This window comes from Deinococcus planocerae (genome assembly GCF_002869765.1).
Taxonomy (GTDB): domain Bacteria; phylum Deinococcota; class Deinococci; order Deinococcales; family Deinococcaceae; genus Deinococcus; species Deinococcus planocerae.
This window is the reverse complement of record NZ_PNOR01000013.1, coordinates 1-14,873: the sequence shown is the minus strand read 5'-3', so window position 1 is coordinate 14,873 and position 14,873 is coordinate 1. Positions and strand designations below refer to the sequence as shown.

The following is a 14,873-nucleotide window of genomic DNA, read 5'->3' as shown; positions in this document are numbered from 1 at the left end:
CAGCCTGACCGGACTCCGCTCCCGTTGACTCAACCTTGAATCTTGAGCGTACCGCACTCAACTCTATTGACTCTTGGTAACTGTGGGCTTATGCTGTGGTCAGTTTAGGACTGTTCCCGCACAGGGCGCAGCATCCCCCATAGCCAAGGAGTCAAACATGCCGAAAGCCGTAGGAATCGACCTCGGGACCACCAACAGCGTCATCGCCGTGATGGAGGGCGGGCGCCCCGAAGTCATCGTGAATGCGGAGGGCGCGCGCACCACCCCGTCCGTCGTGGCCTTCAAGGGCGACGAGAGGCTCGTGGGCCAGATCGCCCGCCGCCAGGCCGCGCTCAACCCGCAGGCCACCCTCTTCGAGGTCAAGCGCTTCATCGGGCGCCGCTGGGACGAGGTGAAGGAAGAAGCCTCCCGCGCTCCTTTCAAGGTGAAGGAAGGCCCGGGCGGCTCGGTGCGCATCGAGGTCGCGGATAAGGACTACGCCCCCGAGCAGGTCAGCGCCGAAGTGCTGCGCAAGCTCGTGCAGGACGCCTCCGCCAAGCTCGGCGAGAAGATCCGCGACGTGGTGATCACCGTTCCCGCGTACTTCGACAACTCGCAGCGCGAGGCCACCAAGCAGGCGGGCGAGATCGCGGGCCTGAACGTGCTGCGCGTGATCAACGAGCCCACCGCCGCCGCGCTCGCCTACGGGCTGGAGCGCAAGGGCAACGAGACGGTCCTCGTCTTCGACCTCGGCGGCGGCACCTTCGACGTGACGATTCTGGAGCTGGGCGACGGCGTGTTCGAGGTCAAATCCACCTCCGGCGACACGCACCTCGGCGGCGCCGACTTCGACCAGCGGATCGTGAATTGGCTCGCCGGCGAGTTCCAGAAGGAGCACAACTTCGACCTGCGCAAGGACCCCCAGGCCCTCCAGCGCCTGATCGAGGCCGCCGAGAAGGCCAAGATCGAGCTGAGCAACGCCTCCGAGACGACCATCAGCCTCCCCTTCATCACCTTCGACCCCGAGACGCGTACCCCGCAGCACCTGGAGCGCAACCTGACCCGCGCGCGGTTCGAGGAGCTGACCGCCGACCTCCTGCGGCGCGTGCGCCAGCCCGTCGAGCAGGCCCTGAGTGACGCCAAGCTGGGCGCGAACCAGATCGACGAGGTGATCCTGGTCGGCGGCTCGACCCGCATCCCCGCCGTCAAGCGCATCGTGCAGGACCTGGTGGGCAAGACGCCCAACGAGTCGGTCAATCCCGACGAGGCCGTGGCGCTCGGGGCCGCCGTGCAGGCGGGCATCATCCAGGGCGACTCCAGTCTGGGCGATATCGTGCTCGTGGACGTGACGCCGCTGACCCTCGGCGTGGAGGTCAAGGGCGGCATGGTCGCGCCGATGATCACCCGCAACACGACGATTCCCGCCAAGAAGACCGAGATCTACACCACCGCCGAGAACAACCAGCCCGGCGTGGAGGTCGTGGTGCTTCAGGGCGAGCGCCCGATGGCCGCCGACAACAAGAGCCTGGGCCGCTTCAAGCTCGAAGGGATCCCGCCCATGCCCGCCGGTCGCCCGCAGATCGAGGTGACCTTCGACATCGACGCGAACGGCATCCTGCACGTCAACGCCAAGGAGAAGACGAGCGGCAAGGAAGCCTCGATCCGCATCGAGAACACGACCACCCTCGACAAGGGCGACGTGGACCGGATGGTGCGCGAGGCCGAGCAGAACGCCGAGGCCGACCGCAAGCGCCGCGAACGGGTCGAGAAGCGCAACAACCTCGACTCGCTGCGGGTGCAGGCCCTCGGGCAGATTGAGGAGCAGGCGGGCGCCCCGCAAGAGGCCAAAGACCGCCTGCAAGCCGCCGCCACCGAGGCCGAGGAAGCCGTGCGCAGCGATGACGACGCCCGCATCGAAGCGGCCCAGAAGCGGCTGGAGGAAGAGCTCCGCACCTTCATGACCGCGGGCCAGAACGGGGGCGGTCAGGGGGGCGGGCAGGACGGCCCCCAGGGCGGCGCGGGACGGACCCAGGACGACGACGTGATCGACGCGGATTTCAAGCCCGCCGAGTAACGTCCGCTCCAGACACAGACTTCAGGGGGAGAGGACGGCCAGCGTGCCCCTCTCCCCTCTCCTCTAGCCCCTATCTTCAAAGGCATGTTCAGAAGGCGAGGCCCCACCATGACCGGTAACGACGACACGAAAAGCACGAACGAGCAGACGACCCAGGGCAAGCAGGACGCCCGCGCCGAGACGAAGACCATCGACGCCGACCTCCCCGAGACCGAGACCGACAACATGGACGAGGACGCCGAACTGGGGGCCTTTCCCGACATGGACGAGAACATGTTCGGGCAGGTGCAGGAGATGATGGCGCGGCTGGAGCGCGTGGGCGAGTTGGAGCAGGAGAACGCCGACCTGCGGGGTCGCCTGGGCCGCCTCGCCGCCGACTTCGAGAGCTACCGCCGCCGCACCCAGGGGGACGTGGACGCCGCCCAGAGCCAGGGGGTCGCCAAGGCCGCCGGGGCCCTGATGCCTGTCTACGACGACCTTGACCGCGCGGTGAGCATGGGGGGCAGTGACGCCTCCAAGCTGATCCCCGGCGTGCAGGCCGTCCAGGCGACCGTGCTGCGCGTTTTCGGCACCCTCGGGCTGGAGGCGACGGGCCGGGAAGGCGAGCCCTTCGACCCGCAGTGGCACGAGGCGCTGCAAGTCGTGCCCGGCGACGAGGACGACGTGATCGTGCAGGTCTACCAGCTCGGCTTCCGGATGGGGGACCGCCTGGTGCGGCCCGCGCGGGTGGTGGTGAGCAGGAAAGGATAAGGGGGTGGGGCAAAGGGGTGAGGAGTTAGGCAGGCACCTCATCCCTGACCCCTCACTCCTCAACCCTCAAAGGAGGAGCGATGGCCTACAAGGACTACTACGACGTCTTGGGGGTCTCGCGCGGCGCCTCGGACGCGGACATCAAGAGCGCGTACCGCAAGCTCGCCAAGACGTTCCACCCCGACAAGAATCAGGGCGACGAGAAGGCCGCCGAACGCTTCAAGGAGGTCGGCGAGGCGTACGCGGTGCTCTCCGACCCGGAAAAGCGCAAGGTCTACGACCAGTTCGGCCACACCGGGCAGGTGCCGCCGGGCTACGGCGGGGCGGGCGGAGGCTTCCAGGGCGGCGACTTCGCGGGCTTCGACCCTTCCCAGTTCAGCGACTTCTTCCAGGGCTTATTCGGCATGGGAGGACGGCGCGGCGGTGGCTTTCAGGGTGGCGGGGGCGGCTTCTCGGGCGGGCAGGTGAACCTCGAAGACTTGCTCGGCGGAATCGGCGGCACCCAGGGGCGCAGATTCGTGCAGAACGTGGAGGGTGAACTCCAGGTCACGCTGGAGGAGGCCTTCACAGGCTCGGACGAGGTGATCAACGTGGACGGCAAGCGCCTCTCGCTGCGGGTGCCCGCCGGAACACGGGACGGCAGCCGCCTGCGCCTCGCCGGACAGGCGCCGGGGGGCGGCGACGTGCTGCTCACCATCCGGGTGCTCGAAGACGCCCGCTACGACCTCGACGGCGACGACCTGATCACCACGGTGGACGTGCCCGCGCCCGTGGCGGCGCTGGGCGGCGAGGTGACGGTGCAGACGCTGGGCGGCAGCGGCAACCTCAAGGTGCCGCCGGGCAGCAGCGGCGGGCGCCGGATGCGGCTGCGCGGGCAGGGCTGGCCGAAGAAGGACGGCACGCGCGGCGACCTGTATGTGCGGCTCAACCTCACGGTCCCGAGGGACCTGGGCGACGAGGAGAGGGAGCTGTACCGCCGGTTAGGTGACCTGCGGAAATGAACGAGGAGCGAAAAGGGACCGTTTCCTGGCTACGGAGACGGTCTCTCTCCTTTGGCGTGCCAGATGTTCCCCCGGCACCCGCCGCTCTGCACTGGAGCGCGGAAGACGAAGGCTGCACGCGGCTCCCAAGAATGAGACCACGCGAGCAGGTCAGGAAGCGAACCGGCAGGTCGGCGGTCTGATCCTGCTCGCGGCGGGGAGGATCACGCTGCCCCCTGCGCCCGACGTGGAGCTTTCTGAGCCGGCAGGTCGGGTACCCGGTGATGGAGAGGGCTTCGGCGCGAGCTTTTACCCGCCGCACTCATCCCCGGGCCTCCTGAGCCTGCCGCGCCGCCGCTGAGGGCCTGTGGAAAGGGCCGCCTCCGAAACCCGGGGACGGCCCTGTTCTGCGGTCCGCCTTAGCTGTTGTTCTGGTCGCTCGGCACGCTCACGCCCTGGAGGGCCTGCTCGTCGGCGTTGCCCTCGGCGCGCACGGCGAGGTCGCCGAGGCTGACCATGCCCACCACGCGGCCATTCTCGGTGACGGGCAGGCGGCGCAGTTGCAGCCGGGCCATCTCTCCGGCGGCCTGCTCGACGGAGGTGTCGGCGTCCATCGTCACCACGTCGCCCGTCGTGTAGTCGGTGACCGCCGTGCCGTAGTCGTGGCCGTAGGCGACCGCCCGGATCACGATGTCGCGGTCGGTGATGATGCCCGTCGGTCGGTCGCCCTCCATGACCAGCACCGCGCCGATGTCTTGCTCCAGCATCAGCGTGGCGACCTCCTTGAGCGTCGCCTGCGGGTCTACGGTGACGGGGTTGGGCGTCATGATGTCTCGAAGTGTCGGCATAGGTGAACCGTAATCCCCGCAGGGCCCCCTTGCCGTGGGAACTTGCTAAAGAAGGCCAGGAAAAGGCGAAGGGGAGGCGCCAGGTGGTCGCCTCCCCCCGCTCTCGGCTGGCGGCTGACCGCCTACCTCATCAGCCAGTCGAAGCTCGTCTTCATCAGGGCGCTGCGGTTTTGCGGCGAGAGCCCCTCCAGACCGAAGCCCATGTTCACCGTGCGGTATTTGCCCGCGTCGTTCACCACGATGGCTCCGGCGTTCTCGCCCGCGTTCTGGGCGGTGACGCGGGGGCGCGCCGAAGGTTGCTGGCCCTGGAACACCTGGCGCAGGATGCTGCCGACCACATTGGCGGCGAGGCGCTCGACGAGGCCGCGCGGGTCTTGCACCTTCTGCGCGGCGCGGTTGCGGTTGGGGTCCACCCGGATGCTCTGGGCGTTGACCGTGCTCGCGCGGGCGTCGGCACTCCCCCAGCCCGCGACGGTCTCGCTGCCGCTGAGGTCGGCGATCACGTCCGGGTAGTACTGATTTCCGGCGCTGCCCTGCCCGTTGAGGGTGTAGGTCGCGGTGCCGAACGCCCGGCGCGTGACGAACCGGGGATTGCCGCTGCTGTCGGCCACGAAGCGGGTCTTCAGCGTGCCCTGGTAGAAGTCGCCCGTGCCGATGTCGTAGCCGATGTCCTGCCCGGTCACGAGGAGGCGACCCCCGCCCGCGAGGTACTGGCGCAGCGTGTTCTGGTCCTGGGCGGTGATCGTGTTCTGGTACTGCTCGCCCGTCGCCCAGACCACGATGTCGGCCTGCCGCAGCTCGCTCAGGGGCACGGCACCCTGCGCCTGCACATTCCACACGAAGGCCCCGCCGGACGCGGCGTTCGCCTTGATCGCCTCGCGCAGCGCGCTCGTCACGTCCGCGCCCTGCCCCGCGTCGTCGTCGACGAGGAGGACCGAGGGCTTCTTGCCCGCGCTCGGGGAGGGCGTGGGCGCGGGGGCCGGGGCCGGGGTGGGCGCGGGCGCCGGCGCCGAGCCCCCCTGTTGCACGTTACGGATAAAGCACGCCTTCTTCACGTTGACGATGGGGTCCACGCCCCACTCCTCGACCGTGCACTTGAAGCCGTCCGTGCCGATGCCGGTGGCGAACTTGCCCTGCGCGCCGAAGGCGGCCTCCCTCTGGCCCTGGAACTTGCAGTCCTCGAACTCCATTGAGCAGAACTCGAAGCCCGCCGGACCCGCGGGCCGCCCCGCCGAGGGCGCGGGCTGCGGCTGGGGTTGAGGCTGCGGCTGAGGTTGGGGCTGGGGTTGCGGCGCGGGCCGGTTCCCCTCCAGGTTCACCCCGAGCCTGCCGAGGGCGCCGGGCACGTTGATCAGACCGTAGCCGACGTTGTTGTTCTTGCTCCCCGCATTGCTCGCGCTGCCGAAGAGCGCCTGCTTCACCGCGTCCACGCCCGTGCCGGGCTTGGCGCCCAGCATCAGGGCCACCGCACCCGCCGCGATGGGGCTGGCCTGGCTGCTGCCGCTCAGCGCACCGTATTGCCCATTCGGGAAAGCACTCGTGATCTCCACCCCCGGGGCGGCGATGTCGGGCTTCACGAAGACGCCGTTGATCTGGCCCTGCCACGCGACCGGGCCGCGGCTGCTGAAGCTGGCAACCTGCCCGTTTCGGTCCACCGCGCCCACGCCGATGGCGTCGGGGAGGTTGCCGGGGCTGCCGGTCGTCGAGCTGCCCGGGCCGAAGTTGCCGATGGCGAAGACGGGGACCACGCCCGCCTTGAGCATGTTCTGGACGGGGGTGATGAACTCGTCGTAGGTGCCGGGGATGCCCAGGCTCATGTTCACCACGTCGGCGCCGTCGTCGGTGTCCGCGTTGTTGTCGGGGTCGAGGACGTACTGCATCCCGGCGATGACCTGCGCGAAGGTGCCTTCCCCGTTCGGGAGCACCAGCGCGCTGATGAGCCGCGCGTCGGGGGCCACGCCCACGCCCTTGCCGACGAGGAGGCCCGCCGTGTGGGTGCCGTGGTTGCTGGAGTCGCGCGGGCCGCCGCCCGTGCGGTCGCCGTTGGCGTCGAATTCCGCGAAGGCGGCGAGCTTGCCCGCCAGCTCGGGGTGATTCGGATCGATGCCGGTGTCGAGGTGCCCGATGCGGACGTTCTGGCCGCGCAGGCCCGCCGCCCACGCCTGGGGCGCCCCGATACTCTGGAGGTGCCAGGGGGTGCCGCTCGGCGCCGAGGCCTGGCTGAGGGCCACCGCGCGCGGCACCTGCACCCGGAAGTTCTCGAACACGGCGTCCACGAAGGGCAGCGTGGCGAGCACGCGCGCCTGCACGGGCGTCATGGGGAGGTAGACACTCTCGTCGAGCCACAGTTGGGTGGCCCGGCCCGAGTTCAGGGCCTGCGAGACGAACCCGGCGGCGGGCCCGAGCTGCTTGAGGCGGTTTTGGAGCTGCGCGCGGGCGTTCTTGAACAGGCCCCGGCCCCGCACGTCGTTGCTGACCTTGAAGCGCACGATCACGCCGACCGTGCTCTGGTCGCCGCGCTTGGCCCGCTCCAGCAGGGTCGGCGAGAGCGACCCCGCGCCCGCCGTGCTCGCGCCCCCCAGGGTGAGGGCCGCCCCGAGCAGGAGAATGGCTTTCTTGTTCCTCATACCGGGCAGCCTAGCGGGGGCCCGGTGACGCGCCCTGAAGCCCGGGTGAGGAATCCTTGAAGTGGGGTCAGGGGCGCGTCATCTTGGCCCGGGCCGCGAGGCTCAGCGCGTGTAGCCGAAGACCACGCCGCCTTCCTGGATCGTGCCGTGCAACATGCTCAGGCGGTAGTAGCTGAAGATGACCTGCCCGCCCGTGAGTTGCAGGAGTTGCAGTTGCCCGTTCACCCCGTTTTGCGTGACCGGGCTGTTGCCCTTGACCACCCACTCGTAGCCGCCGCGGATGTCGAGGATGCGGTCGGGGGCGGTGTTCGCCAGGATGGCGCGGGGCTTGGTGGCAAAGCCCTCGGGCGTGCGCAGCTCCCCGGTGGTCAGGTCGAGCACCAGGCCGCGCAGGACCCCCCCGAGACCGGGAGCGTCCCCGAAGCGCAACCGGTTGCCCTCGCGGGTCAGGGGCAGCTTGAGCACCTTGCCCGTGGTGGCGAGGACCGGCTGGAAGACGAGGTAACGCTCGAACTCCTCGCGGGTCAGGCCCAGGCGCTCGTCGTAGGTGGGTTTCTGGCCCTTGGCGGCGCTCATCATCACCGCGCGCAGGGCGTCGGGGCTGCCGCCTACCCGCGTCACCCGCTGCTGCAACTCCACCAGCGTCAGCCGGGGCCGCTGCTCCATAAGCTGCACCGCCTGTCCCGGCTGCGGCAACAGCGCCCCGAGTTTGGCCGCCCACGTGCCCGGCGCGGGCAGCGAGGCCGTGCCCGCCAGCGCGAGCGTGCCCGTCACCGTGACGGCGAGGGCAAGCAGCGGCTGGAGAAGAAGACGGGGGGCGACCATGCCGAAGGTGAGGATACGGCGCCCGGGTGAGAATTCAGCGCTCCCAGACTCATTCCACCTCACGGGGGCGTCAGGTGCCCGTCACCTTCGCGGCGGGCATCTGATAGGGCGGGCAGAGGCGAGCTTACGCCTTGCCGACACTCCCGAGCACGCCCATCTTGTGCTCGACGATCCCCGCCATCACCTCGCGGGCGGGCCCGAAGACCTTGCGGGGGTCGAACTCCTTGGGGTTTTTCTTCAGCACCTCGCGCACGCCGACCGTCATGGCGAGCCGGAGGTCGGTGTCGACGTTCACCTTGGCAATGCCGTGCTGACAGGCGAGGCGCAGGTCTTCGTCCGCGATCCCGGCGGCGTCGCCGATCTCGCCCCCGGAGTCGCGGAAGCGCCCCACGATCTCGGCGGGCACCCCGCTCGACCCGTGGGCGACGAGGGGGATGCCCAGCAGGCCGCCGATCCGCTCGATGCGCGCCTGGTCGATGAAGGGGCGGCCCTTGCCCTTGTACGCCCCGTGCGAGGTGCCGATGGCGATGGCGAGGTAGTCGGTGCCCGTCTCCTCCACGAACTGCACGGCCTCCTCGGGGTCGGTGAGGAAGGCGTCTTTCTCGTCCACGACGACGTGCTCCTCGATGCCGCCGAGCCGCCCGAGTTCGGACTCGACCGAGATGCCCATCGCGTGCGCGGCCTCGACCACCCGGCGGGTCTCGCGCACGTTCTCCTCGAAGGCGTGGTGCGAGGCGTCGATCATCACCGAGGTGAAGCCCATCTTGATTGCCTTCAGGGCGTTCTCGTACGAGGAGCCGTGGTCGAGGTGCAGGGCGACGGGCACGGTCGCGCGGGTGGCGAGGTCCTTGACGATGTTGGCGAGGTCCTGGCCGCCGTACTTGATCGCGCCTTCCGACATCTGCACGATGACGGGGGAGCGCAACTTCTCGGCGGTGTGGATGATCGCCTGGGTGATCTCCATGTTGTTGGTGTTGAACGCGCCGACGCCGTACTTTCCGGCGCGGGCAGGAACCAGGATGTCGTTTCCGGTCACGAGCATGGTGGGGCCTCCTTTGGCGGGTTCCACTCTACCCGCCGGGGGTGGGAGGCGGAATGAACCCGGCTCCCCCGGACGGTAGGATGGGGCCATGACGACCCCTACCCTCCCCGTGCCCGACTTCACGGCGCGGATGGCCGAGCGGGCCCGGCGCATGAACGCGAGCGCCATCCGCGAGATCCTCAAGATCACCCAGGAACCCGACGTCATCAGCTTTGCGGGCGGCCTTCCCGCCCCCGAACTCTTCCCCATCGAGGACGTGCGCCGGGCGACGGACGCCGTGCTCACCCGCTACGGGGCGGCGGCGCTGCAATACTCCACCACCGAGGGCCACCCGCCGCTGCGCCGCTGGATCGCGGACCGGGCCGGAATCCAGCCCCACAACGTCCAGATCGTGACCGGAAGCCAGCAGGGGCTCGACCTCCTGGGCAAGGTCCTGATCGACGAGGGGGACGTGGTGCTCGTCGAGTCGCCGACGTACCTGGGGGCCTTGCAGTCCTTCCAGCCGTACGGGCCGCGCTACGTGCAGCTTCCCACCGACGACCACGGCATCGACGTGGACGCGCTGGAGGCCGTGCTGAGGGCCCAGCCCGCCAAGCTGCTCTACGCCATCCCCAATTTCCAGAACCCGACGGGCCGCACGCTCAGCCTGGAGCGCCGCCGCCGATTGGTCGAGCTGACGGCGCGGTACGGGGTGCTCGTGATCGAGGACGACCCCTACGGCAAGCTGCGCTTCACGGGCGAGGAGTTGCCGAGCCTCTACGAACTGGCGCTGGAGCTGGCGGGCGACCCCGAGCGCAGCCATGTCATCTACTCCAGTTCCTTTTCCAAGACGCTCGTGCCGGGGCTGCGCGACGCCTGGCTCCAGGCCGCCACGCCCATCATCGGCAAGGTGGTGCAGGCGAAGCAGGGGGCGGACCTCCACACGCCGACCCTCAACCAGATGATCGTCACCGAACTCGTGGACGACGTGATGCCGCGCCAGATCGAGCTCGTCAAGCGGGCCTACGGGGAGCGGGCGCGGAACATGGTGGCGAAGATCGGCGAGCACCTCCCGGCGGGCATCCACCACACCACGCCCGAGGGCGGGATGTTCCTGTGGGTCACGCTGCCGGAGGGGACCGATACCCAGCCCATGCTCGCGCGGGCGGTGGCGCGCAAGGTGGCCTACGTGCCGGGCAACCCCTTCTTCGCGCTGGGCGGCGGGCACAACACCATGCGCCTGAGCTATTCGAGCGCGACACCGCAACAGATCGACACCGGGTTGAAAGCACTGGGGGAGACGATCCGGGAGGCGCTGGACTGAGGGGAGGCACAGAGCGGGGCGCGGGACGCGGGAGGTTCGTTCTTTCCCCGCGTCCCGCGCACTATCATCCTCCCCGATGAGCCGTGATGCCCCCCTCGGAGTCTTCGACAGCGGCGTCGGCGGCCTGAGCGTCCTCGCCGAGTTGCGGCGGGCGCTGCCGGGCGAGGACTTCCTGTACCTCGCGGACACCGAACATGTGCCCTACGGCGAGCGGACGGACGAGGACATCCGCGACCTCACGGCGCGGGCGGTGGCGGCGCTGCACGAACGGGGCGCCAAGGGCGTCGTCGTCGCGTGCAACACGGCCTCGGCCTTCAGCCTGACGCACCTGCGGGAGCGGTACGGGTCGGGCGAGGGGCCCTTCCCGGTGATCGGCCTCGTGCCCGCCGTCAAGCCCGCGGTCGCGGCCACACAGTCGGGCGTGGTGGGCGTGCTGGCGACCCCCGGCACCCTGCGGGGCTCGCTGCTGCAAGGCGTGATCCGGCAGTGGGCCGAGCCCGCCGGGGTGCGGGTCCTGACCGCTGTGAGCGCCGACCTCGTGCCGCTGGTGGAATCGGGTCGGGCGCAGAGCGGCGAGGTGCGGGCGGTGCTGCGGGAGGTCCTGACCCCGCTGCGGGACGCCGGGGCCGATCAGCTCGTCCTGGGCTGCACCCATTACCCCTTTCTGGCGGGCAGCATCCGGGCGGAGTTCGGGGACACCTTCGCCCTGGTGGACAGCGGGGCGGCGGTCGCGCGGCACACCCGCAACGTGCTGTGCGGCTCCGGCTTGCGGCGGGAGGGGACGCGGGCCGGGAGCGTCACCTACCTCGTGACGGGGAACCCGGAGCGGGCGCGGGCCGTGATCACCACGCTGACGGGCGAAGGCGGGCACAATAGCCGGGTGATGCAGGTGAGCACTTGACCCTGGCCCTTCCCGCCCGCGTGGGCCGTGACGCCCTGACCCCCCGCCCGCTGAGCGTCGAGCGCGGGGTGAACCCGCACGCCCCCGGCAGCGCCCACCTCAAACTGGGCCGGACCGAGATTCTCGCCACCGTCAGCGTGGACGACAAACCCGCCCCGCACATGCGCGGCAAGAAAGAAGGCTGGCTGACCGCCGAGTACGCCATGCTGCCGCGCGCGACCACCGACCGTCAGGCCCGCGAGCGCAACCTCCAGAACGGGCGGCGGCACGAGATTCAGCGGCTGCTCGGGCGGGCCCTGCGCGCCTCGGTGGACCTGCGGCACTTCCGGGGTCAGACCCTTTACGTGGACTGCGACGTGCTCGTGGCCGACGGCGGCACCCGGGTCGCCAGCGTGCTCGCCGGGTACGCGGCGCTGCACGACCTCGCCGACCGGCTGATCCACTCCGGCAAGCTGTCCGAGTGGCCGCTCACCCACGTCGTCGGGGCGGCGAGCGTGGGCCTGGTCGGGGAGGAGTTGCGGGTGGACCTCGACTACGCCGAGGACAAGGTGGCCCGCGCCGACCTGAACGTGGTCGCCACCGACGCGGGGCTGTTGATCGAGGCGCAGGGCGGGGCGGAGGAGGGGCCGATCACGTCCGAGGAGTACGTGCGGCTGCTGAGGGCCGGGGTGGAGGCGGTCGGGGGGCTCCTGCGCGAGTTGCACCGGCAGTTGTGAGTTCGCTGTTCCGGGCCCCCGGGACCGGGGTGCGCTAGACTCCGCGCGAGACCAAAGGAGGATGGGGCATGGGTGTGACTGGATTCATCGGACGGGCGCTGCTGGCGAGCATCTTCATCAAAAACGGCCTGGACCACTTGCAAAACCCCGGCCCCATCGTGCGCGCGGCCCGGGGCGCCGAGATTCCCCAGCCCGAACTCGCCGTCAAGGCCAACAGCGCCGTCATGCTCGGCGCGGGCGCCCTCCTCGCCCTGGGCATCACCCCCCGCGCCGCGAGCACGGCCCTCGCCGCCAGCCTGATTCCCACCACCGTGATCGGCCACCCCTTCTGGGACAAGAGCGGCGCGGAGCGGTTTCACCAGCAGACCCACTTCATGAAGAACCTCGCCCTCTTCGGGGCGCTGCTCGCGGTGGGCAGCCGGAGGTAGGGAAACGGTCGGCGCCGAGGCTCCCGGTGGGGGCCTCTTCCCTTGGGTAAAGGCGGCTTGGGCCGCCGCCCCCGCCGGGCTCACGAAGGGCCGGGAGCATGGACGGCATGACCGACTACAAGAGCCGGGAGCTCAACGACCCCAGCGACATCGACCTGCAAGACACCATCGACGAGGGGATGCAGGGTGCCTCCGGCGACATGAACGCGAACGGGCTGGAGGGCGGGGTGGACTCCGAGCAGAAGCTCGAAGAGCTCGAGCAGAACCTCCAGGGCCTCACGGGAGCGGGCGGGGGCGGCCTGCCGGGGCCGAGCGACACCGAGTAGGCGGCACAGAAAGTCGCGGGGCGGCACGGGTTCCGGGTGGGGCCAGGGCCGCCCTTCTCTCTTTGCCCTCCTAAAGTTCCAGCCCGCGCGGCGTCGGCATGCCCGCCGGGATCGCCGTCACGAGAAGTTCGTACTTCCCGGTCACGAAGACCTTGAAGCCGTGTTTCTGAAGCTGGCGCCGGGCGGCGGCCACATCGGCGAGGAGGAGGCTGAGGTCGGGCCGGGTGAAGTTGCGCGTGCGGGCGCCGTAGCTGAGGAAGCCGTCCCGGTAACGGGCATTCGGGAAGCCGAGGACCAGGCCCCCGGTAGGCGTCAGGTGTTCCCGGCGCAGGGCCCGCAGCACGTTCTCCAGTCCCACCCCCGGACTCTGGAGCAGACTCAGCGCCAGCACGAGGTCGAAGCGGCCCAGTTCCGGACGGTGCTGGGCGGGGTCGGGAAGCGTGTTCACGTCGAGCGTCCGGAAGGTCGCGCCAGGATGCAGGACGCGGGCGAGCGCGAGGGCCGTCTCGTCGAGGTCCACCCCGAGCACGTCGAGGCTCCGCCCCGGGAAGGCGAGGGGCAGCGCGTCCAGCTCCCGCCCCCCGTTCACCCCGAGGGCGAGCACCCGTCCGCCGTCCGATGGATTGACCCGCCGCAGGGCTTCCACCAGCGTGAAGAGGAACACGGGGTCTTCGAGCTTGTCCACCCGCGCCCACTCGCCGCCCGCGCCGTAGCCCCCCGCGTCGGGGGCGGGCACGCTGGCGTAGGTCCTCAGCCGCACCCGGACCCGCCCCTCCCCCGCCCGGTCGGGGGTGAGCAGGTGCGCGCCGAGGAGATCGGCGAGGTCGGCCCAGACCTGCCAGGGACGGTGCAGACCGTACGGCGTCGTCTCCCCCGCGTACCGGCCCACGCCCGCGTCCGGGTCGGGCACGGTCAGCGCGACCTCTCCCCGCTCCGAGAGGGCCGCGCGCACGGCGGGCAGGAGGACGGACATGGGCTCGTGGGTGAAGGTGAGGTCGGCGGGAGGCACGCCCAGCAGGGTAGGGCGGCCCGGCAGCGAGAAGCCCCCGCCGGGGGTGAACCGGGCGGGGGCGGGGGGGGAGGAGGGCTCAGCCCTGAAGCGCGGAGGCGAGCTGGCGCAGGCCGTCCTGGTCCTCGGCGGGGGCGACGTCCACGAGCCGCTCGGTCTCGCGGCCCAGGCCCGGCAGCAGACTGGCGGCCTGCTCCAGGTCACCCGAGGACAGGGCGCCTTGCAGTTCGGCGAGTTGGTCCACCAAGGTCTCGGCGCCCGGAACCCCACTCAGGGTCTGGTGCCAGTCCGTCACGACGCTCGCGGCGGCGCTGGGGTCCACGTCCGTGATTCCGCCCTGAAGAGCCTGCAAGGTCTGTTGAAGCTGCTGATTCATGCCCTACCTCCTTTGAACTGGTCTTGCCCGGCCATCAGACCCCCGCCCGGGGCGCCGATGTGTACAGGGGCGTACCATCCTCACCCGGGGCGGCAGGGCACTGGGACGCAGGACACAAAGCTCCGCCCCCTGGGCCCGGAGATACTGCCCCCATGAGCCCCTACCGCGACGCCGCGCACCTCCAGGCCCTCCTCGACCGGGTGCTCAGGCAGGGGTACGCGGCCCCGGAGGCGGGCCTGATCCTGCGCCAGCGCCTCGCCCTGGCCTTTGTGCTCACGGCTCCCGACCTGCGCGCCCGGGTGGATGGCCGCGACGGTCAGGAGGCCCACGTCACCTTCGGGGAGGACGCCGCCGGGCCCGCCGACCTCACCTTTCAGATGGACGGCGACACCGCGCACGCCTTCTGGATGGGCGAGCTGAACCCGGTCGCGGCGATGGCGTCGGGGCGGATGCGCATCGGGGGCGGCCTGCTGCGGGCCCTGGCCCTCGCGCCGGGGCTGCCGCACCTCCAGCAGGCGTACCGGGAGGCGTACGCGGCGGACCCCGGCGGGGAGATGGGGCGCTAGGGTCTGTCTGGCTGAAATTTCAGAGCCAGAGGAGGATGCAAGCGACGTGGACACCGGCTAAAAACTGGTGTCCGCGCTTCTCGTATCGGGTGGCGATGGCCCGAAAATCCTTGAGCCGATTGA

Annotated in this window: 15 protein-coding genes and 1 pseudogene; 9 read left to right on the top strand and 7 right to left on the bottom strand. The window is 70.3% G+C overall.

What is annotated here, in order from left to right; genetic code table 11:
- Positions 1-157: 157 nt before the first annotated feature.
- The 3 genes from dnaK to A7B18_RS09050 all read left to right on the top strand — a co-directional run bounded on the left by dnaK (position 158) and on the right by A7B18_RS09050 (position 3,804).
- Positions 158-2,053, top strand: coding sequence for a molecular chaperone DnaK (dnaK, locus tag A7B18_RS09060; protein WP_102126372.1), 1,896 nt, complete (start codon positions 158-160; stop codon positions 2,051-2,053).
- A 108-nt stretch (positions 2,054-2,161) separates the two neighbouring features.
- On the top strand, positions 2,162-2,803 hold the full coding sequence (locus A7B18_RS09055; RefSeq protein ID WP_180970082.1) for a nucleotide exchange factor GrpE: 642 nt from the start codon (positions 2,162-2,164) through the stop codon (positions 2,801-2,803).
- Positions 2,804-2,883: 80 nt separating this feature from the next.
- Entirely contained in the window at positions 2,884-3,804 is a 921-nt protein-coding gene (locus A7B18_RS09050) for a DnaJ C-terminal domain-containing protein (protein WP_102126370.1), read from the top strand.
- A gap of 398 nt (positions 3,805-4,202) precedes the next feature.
- Here A7B18_RS09050 and A7B18_RS09045 read toward each other — a convergent pair whose 3' ends face one another.
- The 4 genes from A7B18_RS09045 to fba all read right to left on the bottom strand — a co-directional run bounded on the left by A7B18_RS09045 (position 4,203) and on the right by fba (position 9,125).
- A complete protein-coding gene (locus A7B18_RS09045; RefSeq protein WP_102126369.1) occupies positions 4,203-4,631 on the bottom strand; it encodes a CBS domain-containing protein in 429 nt (142 codons plus the stop codon).
- Positions 4,632-4,753: 122 nt separating this feature from the next.
- A complete protein-coding gene (locus A7B18_RS09040) occupies positions 4,754-7,258 on the bottom strand; it encodes a S8 family peptidase (protein WP_102126368.1) in 2,505 nt (834 codons plus the stop codon).
- A gap of 102 nt (positions 7,259-7,360) precedes the next feature.
- A complete protein-coding gene (locus tag A7B18_RS09035; RefSeq protein ID WP_245872806.1) occupies positions 7,361-8,083 on the bottom strand; it encodes a hypothetical protein in 723 nt (240 codons plus the stop codon).
- A 124-nt stretch (positions 8,084-8,207) separates the two neighbouring features.
- Positions 8,208-9,125 (bottom strand): class II fructose-1,6-bisphosphate aldolase, encoded by a 918-nt coding sequence (gene fba, locus A7B18_RS09030; protein WP_102126367.1) that lies wholly within the window; start codon positions 9,123-9,125, stop codon positions 8,208-8,210.
- A gap of 88 nt (positions 9,126-9,213) precedes the next feature.
- Between fba and A7B18_RS09025 the strand changes: the two genes are divergently transcribed.
- From A7B18_RS09025 to A7B18_RS09005, 5 genes are all read left to right on the top strand, one after another.
- Positions 9,214-10,428, top strand: coding sequence for an aminotransferase-like domain-containing protein (locus A7B18_RS09025; protein ID WP_102126366.1), 1,215 nt, complete (start codon positions 9,214-9,216; stop codon positions 10,426-10,428).
- Between the two features lie 76 nt (positions 10,429-10,504).
- On the top strand, positions 10,505-11,329 hold the full coding sequence (murI, locus tag A7B18_RS09020; protein WP_102126365.1) for a glutamate racemase: 825 nt from the start codon (positions 10,505-10,507) through the stop codon (positions 11,327-11,329).
- A gap of 2 nt (positions 11,330-11,331) precedes the next feature.
- On the top strand, positions 11,332-12,045 hold the full coding sequence (gene rph / locus A7B18_RS09015; RefSeq protein ID WP_180970087.1) for a ribonuclease PH: 714 nt from the start codon (positions 11,332-11,334) through the stop codon (positions 12,043-12,045).
- A 68-nt stretch (positions 12,046-12,113) separates the two neighbouring features.
- On the top strand, positions 12,114-12,473 hold the full coding sequence (locus A7B18_RS09010; RefSeq protein ID WP_102126363.1) for a DoxX family membrane protein: 360 nt from the start codon (positions 12,114-12,116) through the stop codon (positions 12,471-12,473).
- 107 nt (positions 12,474-12,580) lie between these two features.
- Positions 12,581-12,799 (top strand): hypothetical protein, encoded by a 219-nt coding sequence (locus A7B18_RS09005; protein ID WP_146009494.1) that lies wholly within the window; start codon positions 12,581-12,583, stop codon positions 12,797-12,799.
- 70 nt (positions 12,800-12,869) lie between these two features.
- On the opposite strand, the gene A7B18_RS09000 is transcribed toward A7B18_RS09005, so the two are convergent.
- Positions 12,870-13,772 carry a class I SAM-dependent methyltransferase gene (locus tag A7B18_RS09000; protein ID WP_102126468.1) on the bottom strand — a complete coding sequence of 301 codons (903 nt, stop codon included), beginning with the start codon at positions 13,770-13,772 and terminating at the stop codon, positions 12,870-12,872.
- Between the two features lie 115 nt (positions 13,773-13,887).
- Positions 13,888-14,184 (bottom strand): hypothetical protein, encoded by a 297-nt coding sequence (locus tag A7B18_RS08995; protein ID WP_102126361.1) that lies wholly within the window; start codon positions 14,182-14,184, stop codon positions 13,888-13,890.
- Between the two features lie 152 nt (positions 14,185-14,336).
- Between A7B18_RS08995 and A7B18_RS08990 the strand changes: the two genes are divergently transcribed.
- Positions 14,337-14,750 carry an SCP2 sterol-binding domain-containing protein gene (locus A7B18_RS08990; protein WP_102126360.1) on the top strand — a complete coding sequence of 138 codons (414 nt, stop codon included), beginning with the start codon at positions 14,337-14,339 and terminating at the stop codon, positions 14,748-14,750.
- 19 nt (positions 14,751-14,769) lie between these two features.
- On the opposite strand, the pseudogene A7B18_RS08985 reads toward A7B18_RS08990, so the two are convergent.
- A pseudogene (locus A7B18_RS08985) lies at positions 14,770-14,873 on the bottom strand (IS5-like element ISDge16 family transposase); the annotation flags it as partial.

Coding starts and splice junctions, on each gene's coding strand:
- A7B18_RS09050 (WP_102126370.1), top strand. CDS start 2,884: ATGGCCTACAAGGACTACTACGACGTCTTGGGGGTCTCGCGCGGCGCC.
- A7B18_RS09055 (WP_180970082.1), top strand. CDS start 2,162: ATGACCGGTAACGACGACACGAAAAGCACGAACGAGCAGACGACCCAG.
- A7B18_RS09040 (WP_102126368.1), bottom strand. CDS start 7,258: ATGAGGAACAAGAAAGCCATTCTCCTGCTCGGGGCGGCCCTCACCCTG.
- A7B18_RS09045 (WP_102126369.1), bottom strand. CDS start 4,631: ATGCCGACACTTCGAGACATCATGACGCCCAACCCCGTCACCGTAGAC.
- murI (WP_102126365.1), top strand. CDS start 10,505: ATGAGCCGTGATGCCCCCCTCGGAGTCTTCGACAGCGGCGTCGGCGGC.
- A7B18_RS09005 (WP_146009494.1), top strand. CDS start 12,581: ATGACCGACTACAAGAGCCGGGAGCTCAACGACCCCAGCGACATCGAC.
- A7B18_RS08995 (WP_102126361.1), bottom strand. CDS start 14,184: ATGAATCAGCAGCTTCAACAGACCTTGCAGGCTCTTCAGGGCGGAATC.
- A7B18_RS09000 (WP_102126468.1), bottom strand. CDS start 13,772: ATGTCCGTCCTCCTGCCCGCCGTGCGCGCGGCCCTCTCGGAGCGGGGA.
- A7B18_RS08990 (WP_102126360.1), top strand. CDS start 14,337: ATGAGCCCCTACCGCGACGCCGCGCACCTCCAGGCCCTCCTCGACCGG.
- A7B18_RS09035 (WP_245872806.1), bottom strand. CDS start 8,083: ATGGTCGCCCCCCGTCTTCTTCTCCAGCCGCTGCTTGCCCTCGCCGTC.
- A7B18_RS09010 (WP_102126363.1), top strand. CDS start 12,114: ATGGGTGTGACTGGATTCATCGGACGGGCGCTGCTGGCGAGCATCTTC.
- fba (WP_102126367.1), bottom strand. CDS start 9,125: ATGCTCGTGACCGGAAACGACATCCTGGTTCCTGCCCGCGCCGGAAAG.
- dnaK (WP_102126372.1), top strand. CDS start 158: ATGCCGAAAGCCGTAGGAATCGACCTCGGGACCACCAACAGCGTCATC.
- A7B18_RS09025 (WP_102126366.1), top strand. CDS start 9,214: ATGACGACCCCTACCCTCCCCGTGCCCGACTTCACGGCGCGGATGGCC.